General features: G+C 69.1%; 17 protein-coding genes. 14 read left to right on the top strand and 3 right to left on the bottom strand.

From position 1 onward, the window contains the following. Positions 1-3: 3 nt before the first annotated feature. Entirely contained in the window at positions 4-825 is an 822-nt protein-coding gene (locus EER27_RS07285; protein ID WP_123087381.1) for a chemotaxis protein CheW, read from the top strand. A gap of 278 nt (positions 826-1,103) precedes the next feature. Here the strand turns inward: EER27_RS07285 and EER27_RS07280 are convergent, their stop codons facing one another. Further along, positions 1,104-1,841 (bottom strand): 16S rRNA (uracil(1498)-N(3))-methyltransferase, encoded by a 738-nt coding sequence (locus EER27_RS07280; protein ID WP_123087380.1) that lies wholly within the window; start codon positions 1,839-1,841, stop codon positions 1,104-1,106. Continuing rightward, the gene (bioA, locus tag EER27_RS07275) at positions 1,832-3,247 is read right to left on the bottom strand and encodes an adenosylmethionine--8-amino-7-oxononanoate transaminase (protein WP_223807216.1); all 1,416 of its coding nucleotides are present in this window, start codon (positions 3,245-3,247) and stop codon (positions 1,832-1,834) included. The genes EER27_RS07280 and bioA overlap by 10 nt, the downstream gene beginning before the upstream one ends. Before the next feature lie 104 nt (positions 3,248-3,351). Here bioA and nudE point away from each other — a divergent pair, with 104 nt between their 5' ends. The 4 genes from nudE (at position 3,352) to EER27_RS07255 (ending at position 6,081) form a co-directional block, all read left to right on the top strand. Further along, the gene (gene nudE, locus EER27_RS07270; protein ID WP_123087378.1) at positions 3,352-3,897 is read left to right on the top strand and encodes an ADP compounds hydrolase NudE; all 546 of its coding nucleotides are present in this window, start codon (positions 3,352-3,354) and stop codon (positions 3,895-3,897) included. Positions 3,898-3,979: 82 nt separating this feature from the next. Beyond that, positions 3,980-4,777 (top strand): 3'(2'),5'-bisphosphate nucleotidase CysQ, encoded by a 798-nt coding sequence (gene cysQ, locus EER27_RS07265; protein ID WP_123087768.1) that lies wholly within the window; start codon positions 3,980-3,982, stop codon positions 4,775-4,777. A 112-nt stretch (positions 4,778-4,889) separates the two neighbouring features. Then, positions 4,890-5,726 carry a nucleoside triphosphate pyrophosphohydrolase gene (gene mazG / locus EER27_RS07260; RefSeq protein ID WP_123087377.1) on the top strand — a complete coding sequence of 279 codons (837 nt, stop codon included), beginning with the start codon at positions 4,890-4,892 and terminating at the stop codon, positions 5,724-5,726. A 52-nt stretch (positions 5,727-5,778) separates the two neighbouring features. Continuing rightward, positions 5,779-6,081: an Mpo1-like protein gene (locus tag EER27_RS07255; RefSeq protein ID WP_123087766.1), complete on the top strand. Its 303-nt coding sequence runs from the start codon at positions 5,779-5,781 to the stop codon at positions 6,079-6,081. 62 nt (positions 6,082-6,143) lie between these two features. On the opposite strand, the gene EER27_RS07250 is transcribed toward EER27_RS07255, so the two are convergent. Next, on the bottom strand, positions 6,144-6,485 hold the full coding sequence (locus tag EER27_RS07250; protein WP_123087376.1) for a DMT family protein: 342 nt from the start codon (positions 6,483-6,485) through the stop codon (positions 6,144-6,146). Positions 6,486-6,599: 114 nt separating this feature from the next. Between EER27_RS07250 and EER27_RS07245 the strand changes: the two genes are divergently transcribed. The 9 genes from EER27_RS07245 to EER27_RS07205 all read left to right on the top strand — a co-directional run bounded on the left by EER27_RS07245 (position 6,600) and on the right by EER27_RS07205 (position 15,889). Then, positions 6,600-7,310 (top strand): response regulator transcription factor, encoded by a 711-nt coding sequence (locus tag EER27_RS07245; protein WP_123087375.1) that lies wholly within the window; start codon positions 6,600-6,602, stop codon positions 7,308-7,310. Positions 7,311-7,321: 11 nt separating this feature from the next. Next, positions 7,322-8,596: a sensor histidine kinase gene (locus tag EER27_RS07240; protein WP_123087374.1), complete on the top strand. Its 1,275-nt coding sequence runs from the start codon at positions 7,322-7,324 to the stop codon at positions 8,594-8,596. A 206-nt stretch (positions 8,597-8,802) separates the two neighbouring features. Continuing rightward, the gene (locus EER27_RS07235) at positions 8,803-10,335 is read left to right on the top strand and encodes an efflux RND transporter periplasmic adaptor subunit (RefSeq protein ID WP_123087373.1); all 1,533 of its coding nucleotides are present in this window, start codon (positions 8,803-8,805) and stop codon (positions 10,333-10,335) included. Further along, positions 10,332-11,057, top strand: a complete 726-nt coding sequence (locus EER27_RS07230) for an ABC transporter ATP-binding protein (protein WP_123087372.1) — start codon at positions 10,332-10,334, stop codon at positions 11,055-11,057. The genes EER27_RS07235 and EER27_RS07230 overlap by 4 nt, the downstream gene beginning before the upstream one ends. Next, positions 11,054-12,286: an ABC transporter permease gene (locus EER27_RS07225; protein WP_123087371.1), complete on the top strand. Its 1,233-nt coding sequence runs from the start codon at positions 11,054-11,056 to the stop codon at positions 12,284-12,286. The genes EER27_RS07230 and EER27_RS07225 overlap by 4 nt, the downstream gene beginning before the upstream one ends. A 114-nt stretch (positions 12,287-12,400) precedes the next feature. Further along, positions 12,401-13,456 (top strand): isoaspartyl peptidase/L-asparaginase family protein, encoded by a 1,056-nt coding sequence (locus EER27_RS07220; RefSeq protein WP_190285689.1) that lies wholly within the window; start codon positions 12,401-12,403, stop codon positions 13,454-13,456. A gap of 404 nt (positions 13,457-13,860) precedes the next feature. Continuing rightward, positions 13,861-14,241 carry a diacylglycerol kinase gene (locus tag EER27_RS07215; RefSeq protein WP_123087369.1) on the top strand — a complete coding sequence of 127 codons (381 nt, stop codon included), beginning with the start codon at positions 13,861-13,863 and terminating at the stop codon, positions 14,239-14,241. Positions 14,242-14,385: 144 nt separating this feature from the next. Further along, positions 14,386-15,111: a TerC family protein gene (locus EER27_RS07210; protein ID WP_123087368.1), complete on the top strand. Its 726-nt coding sequence runs from the start codon at positions 14,386-14,388 to the stop codon at positions 15,109-15,111. Positions 15,112-15,262: 151 nt separating this feature from the next. Continuing rightward, positions 15,263-15,889 carry a LemA family protein gene (locus EER27_RS07205; RefSeq protein WP_123087367.1) on the top strand — a complete coding sequence of 209 codons (627 nt, stop codon included), beginning with the start codon at positions 15,263-15,265 and terminating at the stop codon, positions 15,887-15,889. Positions 15,890-15,908 lie beyond the last annotated feature (19 nt).

Here is a 15,908-nt window from a genome sequence, read left to right as displayed (position 1 = left end):
TCGATGGGCAAGAACAAGAAGGGCAACAAGTACGGCCGTCCGCAGGGCGGCGGTGGCCCGTCGCGGGATGCGGCATCGAACGTGGGCAACGCGGACCAGCCGGAGGATGTCGAAGCCGGCTCTTTGGACGACAACGATCACGAGGATCCCGATGACGGGACCTCCGAAGTGGAGCTTTCAGACGTGGATTCACCGGGTACCGAAACGGCGGTGAGCGCCGACATCGACCACCTCGCGTCGCCGACGCTTGCCGACGATTTCGATGCCGGTGACGATCCGGTACGCATCGAGATCGCAGACGCCAACGGAAGCACCGGGTCCCATGCCGTCGACACCGGCCTTGCCGGCATCGAAGGCGACGTCCGCGGCGTGCTGATCCAGATCGCCGGCACGCGCCTGCTGTTGCCCAACGCGACCATCGCCGAGGTGCTCTCCTACGCCGAACCCGACGCGGTGGAAGGCACGCCGGACTGGTTGCTGGGCCGCATGCGTTGGCGCGGTTGGCAGCTGCCGATGGTGGCGTTCTCGCGCATGCTCGGCATCGCCGCCAGCGAGACCGGCGGCCTGGGCAGCAAGGTCGTGGTGTTGCGTGCGCTGGGCGGCAATGCCCAGGCGCCGTACTTCGCGATGCTGACCCAGGGCTTTCCGCGCCTGGTCACGGTGTCGCGTGACACCTTGATGGTGCTGGACGATGGCGGTGCGTTGCCAGCGGGTGTCCAGGCACGCGTGCAGCTCAGCCAGGACGAGGCCTTGCTGCCCGACCTGATCGCGGTCGAAAGCATGATCAACGAGGTTCTCGCCCAGGCCGCCGCCGCGGCCGCCTGAGCGATCGATCACCGTCGGCGCGCAGCGCGCGTCGACGGACGGGCCGGCGCCTTCGTGCCGTCATGGCGCGCATCACATCGCCCTGCCACTGCGGACGCCACGTTGCGTCACGTCGCCGCGTCTTTGCGCGCCGCACACCGGCCTTTCCCGCAAATCCCGGCGCAATTGCGGCGTTGCAGCGCCCCATTCGCCGACGAGGCCGGTTCCTGGGCACGACGCGATTCCCGGGCACGAGACGATCCCCGGCATCGGGAAGGCTCACCCAAGGGTGGAATCGCTCAGGCGAGATCGCCGAAACGTGCCTGCAGTGCCGCGATCGCCGCCAGCCCGGCGGTTTCCGTGCGCAGGATGCGCGGGCCCAACCGCAGCCCCTGGAAACCGGCCGCAATCAGCTGCTCCCTGTCGAGCGGCGACCAGCCGCCCTCCGGGCCAACGGCAAGCACCACCGGCGCGATCGGATCGATGGCCAGCGTGGCAAACCCCAGCGCTCCCTCCGGATCGAGGATCAGGCGCAAGCCATCGGCGGGCAGGGTCGTCAGCGCGTTGGCCAACGCCAGTGGCGTGGCAACCCCGGGGACCGTCGCCCGGCCGCTCTGTTCGCAGGCCGATGCCACCACGCTGCGCCAGTGCGCCAGGCGCTTCTCGGCGCGTTCGGCGTCGAGCTTCACTTCGCTGCGCTGCGAGTGCACGGGGCGCACGTCGGCAACGCCCAGCTCGGTGGCCTTCTGCAGCACCAGGTCCATCTTGTCGCCGCGCGCGATTCCCTGCAGCAGCACAATCTGCAGCTTCGACTCGCGATCCACCGGGCTGGCCTCGCCTATGGCGACGCGAAGCTCGCGCTTGCTGCTGACGGTGATGGTTGCCGCGTAATCGTGGCCATCACCGTTGAACAGCACGCAGGCATCGCCGACGCCGAGCCGCAGTACGCGTGCCAGGTGGGTTGCCGGCCCCTCGGGCAGGGCGATCTCGCTGCCGGACGCCAGAGGCGAGTCGACGTGGACGCGGGTCAAGCGCATGCGCCGTGCTCCTGGAAGGCTTCGTGGACGGCGGCATCGATTGCCGCGCGGGTCGTATCGGCGAGCAGTCGCAGCGCGTCCTCGTCGATGCAGTACGGCGGCATCCAGTACAGGATGTCGCCCAGCGGACGCAGCAGCACGCCGCACGCCAGTGCGTGCCGGTACGCGCGCAGGCCGATGCGCAGCGCCGGATCGAAGGGCGTGCGGTCGCGGCCATCCCGGGCCAGCTCAAACGCCACGATCATGCCGGTCTGGCGCACGTCGCCCACATGCGGATGGTCGGTCAGCGGCGCGGCCAGTTCGGCCATGCGCGCGGCGGTGTGGCGGTTGCGGGCGATCACGTCGTCGGACGCGAAAATCGCCAGCGCCGCCAGCGCCGAAGCGCACGCCAGCGGGTTGCCGGTGTAGCTGTGCGAATGCAGGAACGCCTTCTCGCGCGAGTCGTCGAGGAAGCCGTCGTAGATGGCCTGGGTCGCCAGCACCGCGGCCAGTGGCAACGCGCCGCCGGTCAGGCCCTTGGACAGGCACAGCAGGTCGGGTGCAACGCCGGCCTGCTCGCAGGCGAACATCGTGCCGGTGCGACCGAAGCCGACGGCGATTTCGTCGAACACCAGAAACACACCGTGCTCATCGCACAGCGCGCGGGCCAGCTGCAGGTACAGCGGGTGGTGCATGCGCATGCCGCCGGCGCACTGCACCAGCGGTTCGAGGATCATCGCGCAGATCTCGCCACGGTGACGCTCGAGCAGAACGCGCAGGCCGTCGGCGGCGCGGTGCGCACAGTCTTCCGGGGATTCGCCCGGGGCGCCGAGGAAGGTGTCGGGCGAGGGCGCGAATACGGCCTCGGCCAAAAGCGGGGCGTACACGCGCCGGTACAGCGGGATGTCCCCGACGGCGAGCGCGCCGAGCGTTTCACCGTGGTAGCCGCCTTCCAGCGCGATGAACTTCGTGCGCCCCTCGATGCCGCGGTTGCGGAACCAGTGGAACGCCATCTTCAGCGCGACCTCGACACCGGCCGAACCGTTGTCGGCGTAGAACACCTTCGCCAGCGGCGCGCGGTCGGGCTCGCGCGGTGCGATGGCGAGCAGCTTCTCGGCCAGCTCGACCGCCGGTGCGTGCGAGCAGCCGGCGAGGATCACGTGTTCGAGCGTGCTGGCCTGGCGGGCAATCGCCGCGGCCAGGCGCGGTTCGGCGTGGCCGAACAGGTTGGTCCACCAGCTGCTGATCGCATCGAGCGTGCGGCTGCCGTCGAAACCGATCAACCAGGCGCCTTCGCCACGCGCGATCGGCAGCAGCGGCAGGGTGTCGGGGTGCTCGCGCATCTGCGTGCAGGGGTGCCACAGCACCGCGAGGTCGCGCTGGCGCCATTGCGCTGCGAGGGAGGTGCCGGCCGGCTCTGCTAGCATCGGCGGATCGTGACGTGTGTTCTGCATCCGCCCATTATCGCCCCTCAGACCATGCCTGCATCCTGCCGCGGCACGGCTCCGGTCGCGGCCCGCGAGGTCCCGCGATGAGCCGCAAGCTGCCCACCATCCACCGCATCACCGAGCACGACGCCGGGCCGTACCGGATGGAGCAGCTCGACCTGGAGTTCAGCAACGGTGAGCGCCGCCAGTTCCAGCGCCTGCACGGCCGCGGCCATGGCGCGGTGGTGGTGGTGCCGATGCTCGACGCCGACACGGTGCTGCTGGTTCGCGAGTACGCGGCCGGCATGCACCGGTATGAGCTGGGCCTGGTGAAGGGCCGCATCGACGAAGGCGAGACCGCGGTGCAGGCCGCCGACCGCGAGCTCAAGGAAGAAGCCGGTTACGGCGCGCGATCGCTGGTGTTGTTGCGCTCGCTGACCCTGGCGCCGACCTACATGAGCCACGAGGCGCAGCTGGTGGTGGCTCGCGACCTGTATCCCGAGCGGCTGCCCGGCGACGAGCCCGAAGAACTCGAACTCGTCCCCTGGCGCCTGGATGCGCTGCACGAGCTGATCCTGCGTGAAGACTTCTCCGAAGGCCGCAGCATCGCCGCGCTGTTCATCGCCCGCGAGTGGCTGCAGAGCCAGTAGGGCGCCAACCCATTCGCACGAGCGTCCTGCACCATCCCGGCGCGACGCGCCCGTCCCCCCACCGCAAGGCATGATCGCAACGATGACCATCACCCCAGAACTGCGCGAAGGCGCGATCGCGATCGCCCAGGCCGCCTCCGCCGCGATCCTCGCGGTGTACCAGAGCGACTTCGCCGTCGAGCACAAGGACGACCGCTCGCCGCTCACCGCGGCCGACCTCGCCGCCCACCATTGCATCGTCGATGGCCTGGCGCAGCTCACGCCGGACATCCCGGTGCTGTCGGAGGAGTCGGCCGAAATCGCCCCAGAAGTGCGCCGCCAGTGGACGCGCCTGTGGTTGGTCGATCCGCTCGACGGCACGCGCGAGTTCGTCAAGCGCAACGGCGAATTCACCGTGAACCTGGCGTTGATCGAGAACGGCGAGACCATCTACGGCGTGGTCATGGCACCGGTCACCGGCGTGCTCTGGCACGGCGGCAAGGGGCTGGGCGCGTTCCGTCGCGATGCCGCCGGCGAACAACCGCTGCGGGTCCTCGAACCGGCCGTGTCGCCGCTGCGCGTGGCCGCCAGTCGTTCGCACCGCGACGCGCGGACCGAAGCCTTCATGCAGCGCATGGGCGAGGTCGAGGCGATCGGCCTCGGGTCCTCGTTGAAGTTCTGCCGGCTCGCCGAGGGCGGCATGGACGTGTACCCGCGTTTCGGACCGACCAGCGAATGGGACACGGCCGCGGCGCAGGCGGTCCTGGAAGGCGCCGGCGGCGCCGTGCTCGACCCGCAGGGCCGACCCTTCCGCTACAACCAGCGCGACAGCATCCTCAACGGCGATTTCATTGCCCTGGGCGATACGTCGCTGCCGTGGCGCGAATGGCTCGGCGCGTAGCGCGCCTGCCAATGCTTCGATCCCCCCGGCGTCCAGTCGTCACCGGCCGGGGTCCTGCGACAGCGGCTCCCACGAGAGCTGCCCTGCGACACCCTCCTTGCGACAGTCTCGAATGAACGACCGGCCCCACGACATGCAGCGTCTGCTCACGATCATGGCGCGGCTGCGCGATCCGCAGGGCGGTTGCCCGTGGGACGTGCAGCAGAATTTCGCCTCGATCGCGCCGTACACAATCGAGGAGGCCTACGAGGTGGCCGATGCGATCGACCGCGGCGACCTTGACGACCTGCGCGACGAGCTCGGCGACCTGCTGCTGCAGGTTGTGTTCCATGCACAGATGGCCAGCGAGCAGGGTGCCTTCGGGTTTGCCGACGTGGTGGCGGCCATCAGCGACAAGATGACGCGCCGGCATCCGCACGTGTTTGCCGGTGCAATGGTCGAAGATGCCCAGGCGCAGACCGTCGCGTGGGAAGAGCACAAGCGCGGCGAGCGCGAAGCCGCCGGCGTGGCCGATACGTCGGCGCTGTCGGGCATCGCGCGTGGACTGCCGGAATGGCAGCGCGCGCTGAAGTTGCAGAAGCGCGCCGCGCGCACCGGTTTCGACTGGCCCGACGTCACCCCGGTGTTCGCCAAGCTGCACGAAGAGATCGACGAGGTGCGCGCCGAGTTCGCCGCCATCGCGGCCGACCCCGCCGATGCGGCAGCGCGCGATCGGCTGGAGGAGGAGATCGGCGACATGCTGTTCGTCTGCACCAACCTGGCCCGCCATGCCAAGGTCGACGTCGGCAGCGCGCTGCGCCGCGCCAATCTCAAGTTCGAGCGCCGCTTCCGCGCGATGGAGGCGCTGGCGCTGGCCGACGGCGTGGACTTTGCGACGCTGTCGCTGCAGGCGCAGGATGGCTACTGGGAACGCGTGAAGGCCGCCGAGCGCGACGACCCGGGCAATTGACCGGCGGTGGGCCGGCGGCACGTCGATGGTGCCGCGACGGGAGGCAGGGACGATGCAGCGCTACACCAGCTTTCGCGAGTTCTATCCGTTCTACCTCGACGAACACCGCAACCGCACGTCGCGACGGCTGCACTTCATCGGCAGCTGCGGTGTGCTGTTGCTGATGCTGGTGGCGCTGGCCACGCGCAATGCCTGGTGGCTGCTCGCCGCGCCGGTGTGCGGGTACGGATTCGCGTGGGTCGGGCACTACTTCTTCGAGAAGAACCGGCCGGCAACCTTTACCTACCCGCTGTACTCGTTCGTGGGCGATTGGCGGATGTTCGCCGACATCGTCACCGGGAAGATCCGGTTCTGAGACGATCCGGCCTGACGTGGCCGGCGGCGACCGGGCGCCCGGCACGGCACCCCTGTCTGCGGTCAGTCCAGGAAGATCAGCCACGCCGCCGCGACGATCAGGCCAAAGCCGGCCCAGTGGTTCCACTTCAGCGGCTCGCCCAGGTACCAGGCCGAGAATCCGGCGAACACCAGCAGCGTGATCACTTCCTGCATGCCTTTGAGCTGCGGGGCCGAGTACACCGCGCTGCCCATGCGGTTGGCCGGCACCATCAGGCAGTACTCGAAGAACGCGATGCCCCAGCTGACGATGATCGCCAGGGTCAGCGGCGCCGACTTGTACTTCAGGTGCCCGTACCAGGCGAAGGTCATGAACAGGTTGGAGCCCAGCAACAGCAGGATCGGGTAGACGCGGTCGGGATTCATGGCAGGCGGTCGGGCGGGCGGAGATGACGGTAGGACAGCCTACCGGAGCGGCCTTCACGCAGCCGCAACCGCGCGCAGGGCAGCTTTCACGAAACTGAAGTCGTGGAGACAGGTATGCAGGGTGCACGTGAGGGCGGATTGGTCCTGATCGTCGAGGACAACCGGAACATCTCCGAAATGGTGGGCGAGTACCTGGAAGGCCGCGGGTTCGAGGTCGACTATGCCGCCGATGGCCTGGACGGATACCGGCTTGCCGCCGAAAACAGCTACGACGTGATCGTGCTGGACCTCATGATGCCGCGCCTGGACGGCATCGAGGTCTGCAAACGCCTGCGCGAGGAGGCGCGCAAGTCCACGCCGGTGCTGATGCTGACGGCGCGCGACACGCTCGACGAAAAGCTCACCGGCCTGTCTGCCGGCGCCGACGACTACCTCACCAAGCCATTCGCCATCCAGGAGCTGGAGGCGCGCCTGCGGGCGCTGATCCGGCGCGAGCGTCGCCAGGTGGGCGGCGAGGTGCTCAAGGTGGCCGACCTGGTGCTGGATCCGACCAGCCTGCGCGTCACCCGCGGCGGCACGGAGCTGCAACTCTCGCCGATCGGCCTGCGCCTGTTGACCATCCTGATGCGCGAGTCGCCGCGCGTGGTCAGCCGCCAGGAGATCGAACGCGAGATATGGGGCAACGGGCTGCCCGATTCCGACACCCTGCGCAGCCATCTCTACAACCTGCGCAAGACGATCGACAAGCCGTTTGACCGGCCGCTGCTCCACACCGTGCAAAGCGCCGGCTACCGGGTAGCGGACATTTCCCAGCCGCCCGACTGATCGCGGCCGGTATGGCGCACGGGCTGCCTCGCAGGATCAAGATCGCGTTTGTCAGCCAGGCGCTGATTGGCAGCGTGCTGATCTCGCTGTGCATCCTGCTGGCCGGCCTGCTGGTGCACCGGTACGTGGTGGCCGATGGCATGCGCACGGAGGCGGCCGCGTTCTGGGCCGGTTACCGCGACGACCCCGCCTACCCGCTGCCGCACACCTCGACGATGCGCGGCTACCTCCAGCGCCCCGGCACGGACCACCTGGCCGACCTGCCGGGCTTCGATGGGCTGGGGCCGGGCATACACGCCGTGGTCGGCGCCGACCGCTACGTCTACATCGAGGACACCGCGCAGGGGCGGCTGTACCTCACATACGCCACCGGCCTCGTGGCCCGCGCGATCGTCTACACCGGGCTGGTCTCGTTGCTGTTGTCGCTGCTGGCGACGTACCTGATCTCCTGGCTGACCTACCGCAACTCCAAGCCGCTGGTGGTACCGGTGAGCTGGCTGGCCAACGTCGTCAAGCAATGGGATCCGCGCGATCCCGACGTCAACGCGATCAACGCGGCCAACCTGCCGCCCGGTGCCAGCGAGGAAGTCCATCGGCTCGCGCGCGCGCTGATCGGGCTGGCCGATCGTGTTGGCGACTTCGTGCAGCGCGAGCGTGACTTCACCCGCGACGCCAGCCACGAGCTGCGCACGCCGCTCACCGTGATCCGCGTCGCCACCGATCTGCTGATAGACGACCCCGAGACCAGCCCGAAGTCGCTGCGTTCGCTCGCGCGGCTGCAACGCGCGGGGCGCGACATGGAGGCGGTGATCGACGCGTTCCTGATTCTCGCCCGCGAGGCCGACGTCGAACCGATGCGCGAGGAGTTCGAGGTCCGCGATGTCGTACGTGAGGAAGTCGAGCGCATCCGCCCGCAACTGCACGACAAGCCGGTGTCGATCGAGGTGATCGACAACGGCGGGCCGCACCTGTTCGCACCCCCGCACGTGCTCAACGTGATGCTCGGCAACCTGCTGGGTAACGCCGCGACGTTTACCGAGCACGGCACCATCGAGGTGCGTCTGTATCACGATCGCATCGAGGTGCAGGACTCCGGCATCGGCATGGGCGCGGAAGATCTGGCCCGTGCGTTCGATCCGTTCTTCCGCGCCGAAGTGGGGCGTGGCAACGGCAACGGCATGGGCCTGTCGATCGTGCGTCGCCTCGGCGAACGATTTGGTTGGCCGGTGAGCCTGACCAGCGCCCCGGGTGAGGGCACGGTGGCGACGATTTCGTTCCGCGGTTGAGGCGCGCGGTTCGACGGAATCTCCTGCTGGGCGACCCACGCATCCGCTTTCACGCTCGCCGATGGACAGCCCGCGGTGCGCGTGCGCCAATGAGCGACTGGGCCGAACGCGCGCGACGCGTTGCTAAGCTGCCTGCCACCTGAACGCGCCTGTCAACCGATCGCCGGTGCAGGCGTTGTCGCCCTATCGCCACCAAGTCGATCCCGATGACCGCAGCCCGTCGCAACGCCCCCGCCGCTTCTTCACGCTCTGCCTGGCTGCGTCGCGGCGCGACGGCGCTGGTGGTCGTCGCCCTCGCCGGCGGTGGCTGGTACTGGTGGAGCCATCGTACGGCGGCCAACGCCGAAGCGGGCTGGCGCACGGCCACCGTCGAGCGCGGCGACATCCGCGTGGCGATCTCGGCCACCGGAACGCTGGCGGCGATCTCGACGGTGGATGTCGGCAGCCAGATCTCCGGCCAGGTGCTCGACGTCCTGGCCGACTTCAACGATCGCGTGCACAAGGGACAAGTGATCGCGCGCATCGACCCCAGCACCTACCAGGCGCAGATCACCCAGGGATCGGCGGCCATCAGCAGCGCGCGCGCCAGCCTCGCCACGGCCCAGGCCGGGCTGCGAAACGCGCAGGCCGACTACGCCCGCAAGTCGCAACTGGCCGGCCAGCAACTGGTCTCGCGTAGCGATGCCGACCTGGCGCGCACCGCGCTCGATCAGGCGCGCGCGCAGGTCGACGTCGCGCGGGCGCAGATCGCCCAGCAGCAGGCGTCGACCCAGACCACGCGACTCAACCTCGATCGCACCGTGATCCGCTCGCCAGTCGACGGCGTGGTGCTCACGCGCACCATCGAGCCCGGCCAGACCGTCGCCGCCAGCCTGCAGGCGCCGGTGCTGTTCCAGATCGCCGAGGACCTGGTGAAGATGGAGATCGTGCTGGCGATCGACGAGGCCGACATCGGCCAGGTCAAGGTTGGCCAGCGGGTCGCCTTCAGCGTCGATGCCTTTCCCGATCGCCAGTTCCGCGGGCAAGTGCAGCAGGTGCGTCTGTCGGCCACCAACACCAGCAACGTGATCACCTATCCGGTGGTGGTGGCGGTCGACAACGCCGACCAGGTGCTGCTGCCGGGCATGACCGCCAACGCCGAGATCGAAGTCAGCCGGCGCGATGATGTGCTGCGCGTGGGCAATGCCGCGTTGCGCTACAAGCCCGCCGACGCCGATGCCGACGCGCAGTCCGCCGGCAACGGCCGCAATCGCGGTGGCATTGCCGCCGACCTGCCGCGCGTGGCGCAGGCACTCGAGCTGACGGCCAGCCAGCAGGCGGCGTTCGACGCAGCGTTGGCGAAAATGCGCGAGCGTGCGGCGGCCCGCACCGTCGGCGCGACGCCGGCCGGTGCCGGGCCCTCGGTGTTCGCGGGCGGGCCGCGCATGGGCGGCAACCGCGGCGGTGGCAGTGGCGAGAGCGGCAACGGCGGCGCGATGCGCCAGCGCATGCTCGAACGCGTCAACCAGCAGTTCGCACAGTTCGAGGCCACGCTCGACGATGCCCGCAAGGCGCGCTGGCAGGCCGAAGTGGCGGCGCTGCTCGGCGCACGACGTGCACCGTTGTACAAGCTGGTCGATGGCAAGCCCCAGGCCGTGACGGTGCGGGTCGGCGTCAGCGACGGCAGCTGGACCGAAGTGTCGGGTGACATCGCCGAAGGCGACGTGGTGGTCACCGGCGGCGGGCGAGTGACCAAATGACCGAATCTGCGGTGATCCAGACGCGCGCGCTGGGCAAGGTCTACTCGCCCGGCAGCGAGGCCGAGGTGGTGGCGCTGGCGGGCGTCGACATGCGCATCGAGCGCGGCGAGTTCGTCGCGATCATGGGCCCGTCCGGTTCGGGCAAGTCCACCCTGATGAACATGCTCGGCTGCCTGGACACGCCCAGCAGCGGCAGCTATCACTGCGACGGCATCGATGTCGCCATGCTCGATGCCGAGCAACGCGCGGTCCTGCGTCGCGACAAGATCGGCTTCGTGTTCCAGGGCTTCAACCTGCTGCCGCGCATGAGTGCGCTGGAAAACGTGGCGATGCCGATGGCCTACACCAGCGCTCCGCGCGGTGAGCGTCTGCGTCGCGCGCACGAGGCGCTGGCCGCGGTCGGCCTGTCCACGCGCGAGGGGCACCGGCCAAGCGAGTTGTCCGGTGGCCAGCAGCAGCGCGTGGCGATCGCGCGTGCGTTGATCAACCGCCCACCGATCCTGTTGGCCGACGAGCCCACCGGCGCACTGGACAGCGTCACTGGCGAGGAGATCCTCGCGCTGTTCAAGCGCCTGCGCGACGAGGACCACACCGTCGTGCTGATCACCCACGACCCGGAAGTGGCCCGACACGCGGACCGCATCTTCCTGATGCGCGACGGCGAACTGCACGAGCAGGCCGTCGGCGGGCCGGCGCATCCTGCCGCGGAGCCGGTGCGATGAACCTCCTGGAAGTGCTGCGCACTGCCACCTTTGCCCTGCGCGGCAACTGGCTGCGCAGCGCACTGACCTCGCTGGGCGTGATCATCGGCATCGCCGCGGTGATCGTGATGGTGTCGGTCGGGCAGGGCACCCAGACCGAGATCGACAAGCTGGTGTCGGGGCTGGGCAGCAACCGGCTCGACATCGGCGGTGCCGGCGGCTTCGGCGGCGGCGGTGCGCGGGTTGCCGCGGGCAGCCGCTATGCGCTCAGCGAATCCGATGCCGAGGCGATCGCCGAGCAGATCCCTGAAGTGCAGTACGTCGCCGCATCGCTGCGCGGCGGCTCGCAAGTGGTGTACGCGGAGAACAACTGGTCGACGCAGTGGCAGGGCGTGCAGCCGGACTTCTTCGACATCAACGGCTGGACCATCGAGACCGGCGAAGGCTTCCAGCCGGGCGACTACAGCGGCGGCAAGTCGGTGATCCTGGGCGAGACGGTGCGCCGCGAACTGTTTGGTGACGACGAGGCGATCGGCCAGACCGTGCGGCTCGGACGCGTACCGTTCACCGTGGTCGGCACGCTCAAGTCCAAGGGGCAGGGCGGCTTCGGCCAGGACCAGGACGACCTGCTGCTGGTGCCGCTGGAAACCGCGCGACGCCGATTGCTCGGCGCGACCGGCGTGCCGGCAGGCGCGGTGCGCGACATCGCACTGGGCATCGCCAATGCCGATGACGTGGACTACGTGCAGGGCGAGGTCGAGGCGCTGCTGCGTCAGCGCCACAAGATCCAGCCCGGTGCCGAGGACGACTTCGCCGTGCGCAACATCGCCGAGGTGATCGCCGCGCGCACGGCCACCACCAAACTGATGTCCAGGCTGCTCGGTGCGGTGGCGTCGATCTGCCTGATCGTCGGCGGCATCGGCATCATGAACATCATGCTGGTGTCGGTGACCGAGCGGATCCGCGAGATCGGACTGCGCATGGCGGTGGGCGCCGGTCCGCGCGACATCCGCCGGCAGTTCCTCGCCGAGGCGATGCTGATCTCGCTGATCGGCGGCGTGCTGGGCATCGCGATCGGGATCGTGGTGGCGCTGCTGGTCGGCAAGTCCGGTCAGTTGCCGGTGGTGGTCAACGGCGAGGTGGTCGGCCTGGCGGCGGCGTTCTCGATCGTGACCGGGTTGTTCTTCGGCTACTACCCGGCGCGCAAGGCCTCGCAGCTCGATCCGATCGAAGCCCTGCGGCAGCAGTAGCGCGCTGCCCGGCCGGGCACCGCGACTGCACCCAACCGCCAGCGCAGCATGTCGTGCACTGCCACGCGCCGTGCGCCCGGCGCTATGCTCGGCCGATGCACTCCGGAGCCCGCCATGCGTCGAACGTCCACCCCGTTGCTTGCCGCCGCGCTCGCGCTCGCCGCCATGGCTGCGCACGCTGAGTCCGCGCCCGCACCGGGCGGTGCCGCCGTGCCGGGCAAGCCCCGGATCGCGCTGGTGATCCACGGCGGCGCCGGCTACGTCGCGCCCGCATCGCTGACCGAGGCCGATCGCCGCGGCTTCCATGCCGACCTCGACCGCGCGCTCGACGCCGGCAACGCGATTCTCACTGCCGGTGGCAGTGCGCTCGATGCGGTGCAGGCTGCGGTGGTGGTGATGGAAGAGTCGCCGCGGTTCAACGCCGGCAAGGGCGCGGTGTTCAACGCCCAGGGCGGGCACGAACTGGACGCGTCCATCATGGAAGGCCACACCCGCCGCGCCGGTGCGGTGGCCGGGGTGACCACCGTTCGCAACCCGGTCGTGCTGGCGCGCGCGGTGATGGAATCCAGCGCGCACGTGATGCTGGCCGGCGCGGGCGCCGAGGCGTTCGCCGACGGCCGGCCAGAGATCGAACGCGTGCCCAACACCTGGTTCGACACCGAGCATCGCCGTCGTGGCCTGGAGAAGGCACGCCAGGAGGAGGCCTCGGGACAGGCAAGCCGGGGGCACGGCGATGGCGACGGTGCGCCGGCGTACTTCGGCACCGTCGGCGCCGTCGCGCTGGACGCGCAGGGCCACATCGCCGCCGCAACCAGCACCGGGGGCATGACCAACAAGAAGTGGGGTCGCGTGGGCGACTCGCCGGTCATCGGCGCCGGCACCTGGGCCGATGCGCGCTGCGGCGTGTCGGGCACCGGCTGGGGCGAGTTCTACATCCGCAACGCGGTCGCGCACGACATCTGCGCACGCGTGGCGTATCGCGGCGACAGCCTGACGGTGGCGGCCGAGGAGGTCGTCAATGCCATCGTGCCCGCGCACGGCGGCAATGGCGGCGCGATCGCGTTGGACAGCGACGGCAACATCGCCATGCCGTTCAACACCGGTAGCATGTTCCGCGGCTGGATCCGACCCGACGGCACGCGCGGCACGGCGATCCACGAGGCGGAGTGACCTGCGTCGGCGCGCGGCGTCCGCACCGTTAGGTGGCAGGTCGGAGCGGCACGTGACCCGGCCATGCCGGGCGCTGCGCGCAGTGGTCGGGCGCGCCTGGGCTGGGCCGCTGGGCCACCGTGCCGATCCGGGGCGTTGCCTTGGCGCGTTGCGGGCCCAGGCCTTGCCGCAAGCGTCCTGCGGACGGGCGGTAGGGGCTTCGGGGCGGCGGCGCGGCGGCTGTGGCAAAATCCGGGGCCCTGTCGCGGCCGTTAGGTCGTGCCGGGTGGGCGGCCTCTAGGTCCGTCCCGATCGGCAAAGCCCGGAGAACCAAGTCCCATGGTCAGCGTCGCGCAATTCCGGAACCGCCCGTTCATGCCGTCAGACCGTGCCGGCGCGGGCTTCCGCGTCGAGGGCAACTGACGATGGCCGACGCGTTCGGACACATGCCGCGCGGCCCGGGGCGCATCCTCAAGGCGGCGCAGTGGTCGTGGCAGGGCCTGCGGGCCGCATGGCTGCACGAATCCTCGTTCAGGCTGGAGGTCTGCCTGTTCGTGGTCCTGGCGCCGCTGGGTTACTGGCTCGGGCAGACTCCGGTCGAGCGGGTCCTGCTGATCGGCTCGGTCCTGCTGGTGATGAGCATCGAGCTGTTGAACTCGGCGATCGAGGCGGTGATCGAACGCTACGGCCCGGAGTTCCACGAGCTTGCCGGTCGCGCCAAGGACATGGGCTCGGCGGCGGTGTTCGTGCTGATGATGAACGTGCTGCTGTGCTGGGGGCTGATCGTCGTCCCGCGCCTGTTCTGACGCGCCGCCGCACGGCGCGTTGCTGCACCACCTGCTGCGGGTCCTCCGCAGCCATGCCGCGCCAGGCCATGCCTGCGCGGTCCGCGGCCGACGGACGTCGCCCGCCACCCTGTCAACAACCAAGGAATACTGCTCGTGATTGAAATGCTGACTGATCCGCAGACCTGGATCACCCTGGTCACCCTGAGTGCGATCGAGATCGTGCTGGGCATCGACAACCTGGTGTTCATCTCGATCGCGGTCAGCAAGCTGCCGCTGGCCCAGCGCGAAACGGCCCGGAAGTTCGGCATCGCGGTCGCCTGCATCAGCCGTATCGCCTTGCTGCTGACGCTGGCCTGGCTGGCCGGCCTGACCCACGACCTGTTCCGCTTCCTCGGTCAGGGCATCTCGGTGCGCGACCTGGTGCTGATCCTGGGCGGCGCGTTCCTGCTGGTGAAGGGAAGCATGGAGATCAAGGACCTGATCATCGGCGAGGCCGACTCCGAGGACGTTCACACGCGTCCGGCGGCGTCGTTCATGGCCGTGATCGCGCAGATCGCGGTGATCGACATCGTGTTCTCGCTGGACTCGGTGATCGCCGCGGTCGGCATGGCCAACCAGACCATCATCATGGTCGCGGCCATCATGTCCGCCGTCGCGGTGATGCTGCTGGCGTCCAAGCCGCTGGGTCACTTCATCGACAACAACCCGACGATCAAGATGCTGGCGCTCGCCTTCATCGTGCTGGTGGGTGCGTTCCTGGTTGCCGATGGTTTCGAGCTGCACATTCCGAAGGGCTACATCTACGGCGCGATGGGCTTCTCGGCCGCGGTGGAGTGCCTGAACCTGTGGGCCAAGCGCCGCGCCGAACGGCGCATGCTGCCGGGCTGAGGCGGGGCGCACCTGCGGGAGCGGGCGTCGTGTTGCGGCGTGCGGTTTCACTCGTTGCTCACGCGCTGCTCCCGCCCGTTGCCGTCTTCTTCATTGCACCGCCCGCCCGCGGGTGGTGCAATGCCGCGTACCCACTGTCCAGGAGATCGTCATGCGTAGGGTCTTGATGTCGCTGCTGCTGCTGTCGCTGGTCACGATGCTCAGTGGCTGCGGTTACAACAGCATCCAGCAGAAGGACGAAGCGGTCGGCGCCGCCTGGTCGCAGGTGCTCAATGTCTACAAGCGACGCGCCGACCTCGTGCCAAACCTGGTGGCGACGGTGAAGGGCTATGCCAGCCACGAGCAGCAAGTGCTGACCCAGGTCACGCAGGCACGCTCGAAGGTGGGCAGCATCAACGTCAATGCCGACGATCCGGCGTCGGTCCAGCAGTTCGAGCAGGCGCAGGGCGAACTCAAGAGCGCGATCGGGCGCCTGCTGGTGGTCAGCGAAAACTATCCCCAGCTCAAGGCCGACCAGAACTTCCTGCAATTGCAGGCGCAACTGGAAGGCTCCGAAAACCGCATCGCGGTCGAACGCCAGCGTTACATCCAGGCGGTCCAGGACTACAACACCTACGTGCGCTCGTTCCCGCAGAACCTCACGGCGATGATGTTCGGCTACAAGACCAAGCCGAACTTCACGGTCGAGAACGAAACGCAGATCCAGCAGGCGCCGGCCGTCGACTTCGGCCAGCCGGCTGCGCAACCGCAACCGCAACCGGCTCCGGGCAACGGCTGATCCGTCGCCACGCCGACGG

This window comes from Montanilutibacter psychrotolerans, from assembly GCF_003719825.1.
Classification (GTDB): domain Bacteria; phylum Pseudomonadota; class Gammaproteobacteria; order Xanthomonadales; family Xanthomonadaceae; genus Montanilutibacter; species Montanilutibacter psychrotolerans.
Note: the sequence above shows the minus strand (reverse complement) of the source record. Positions and strands in the feature narration are given on the sequence as shown.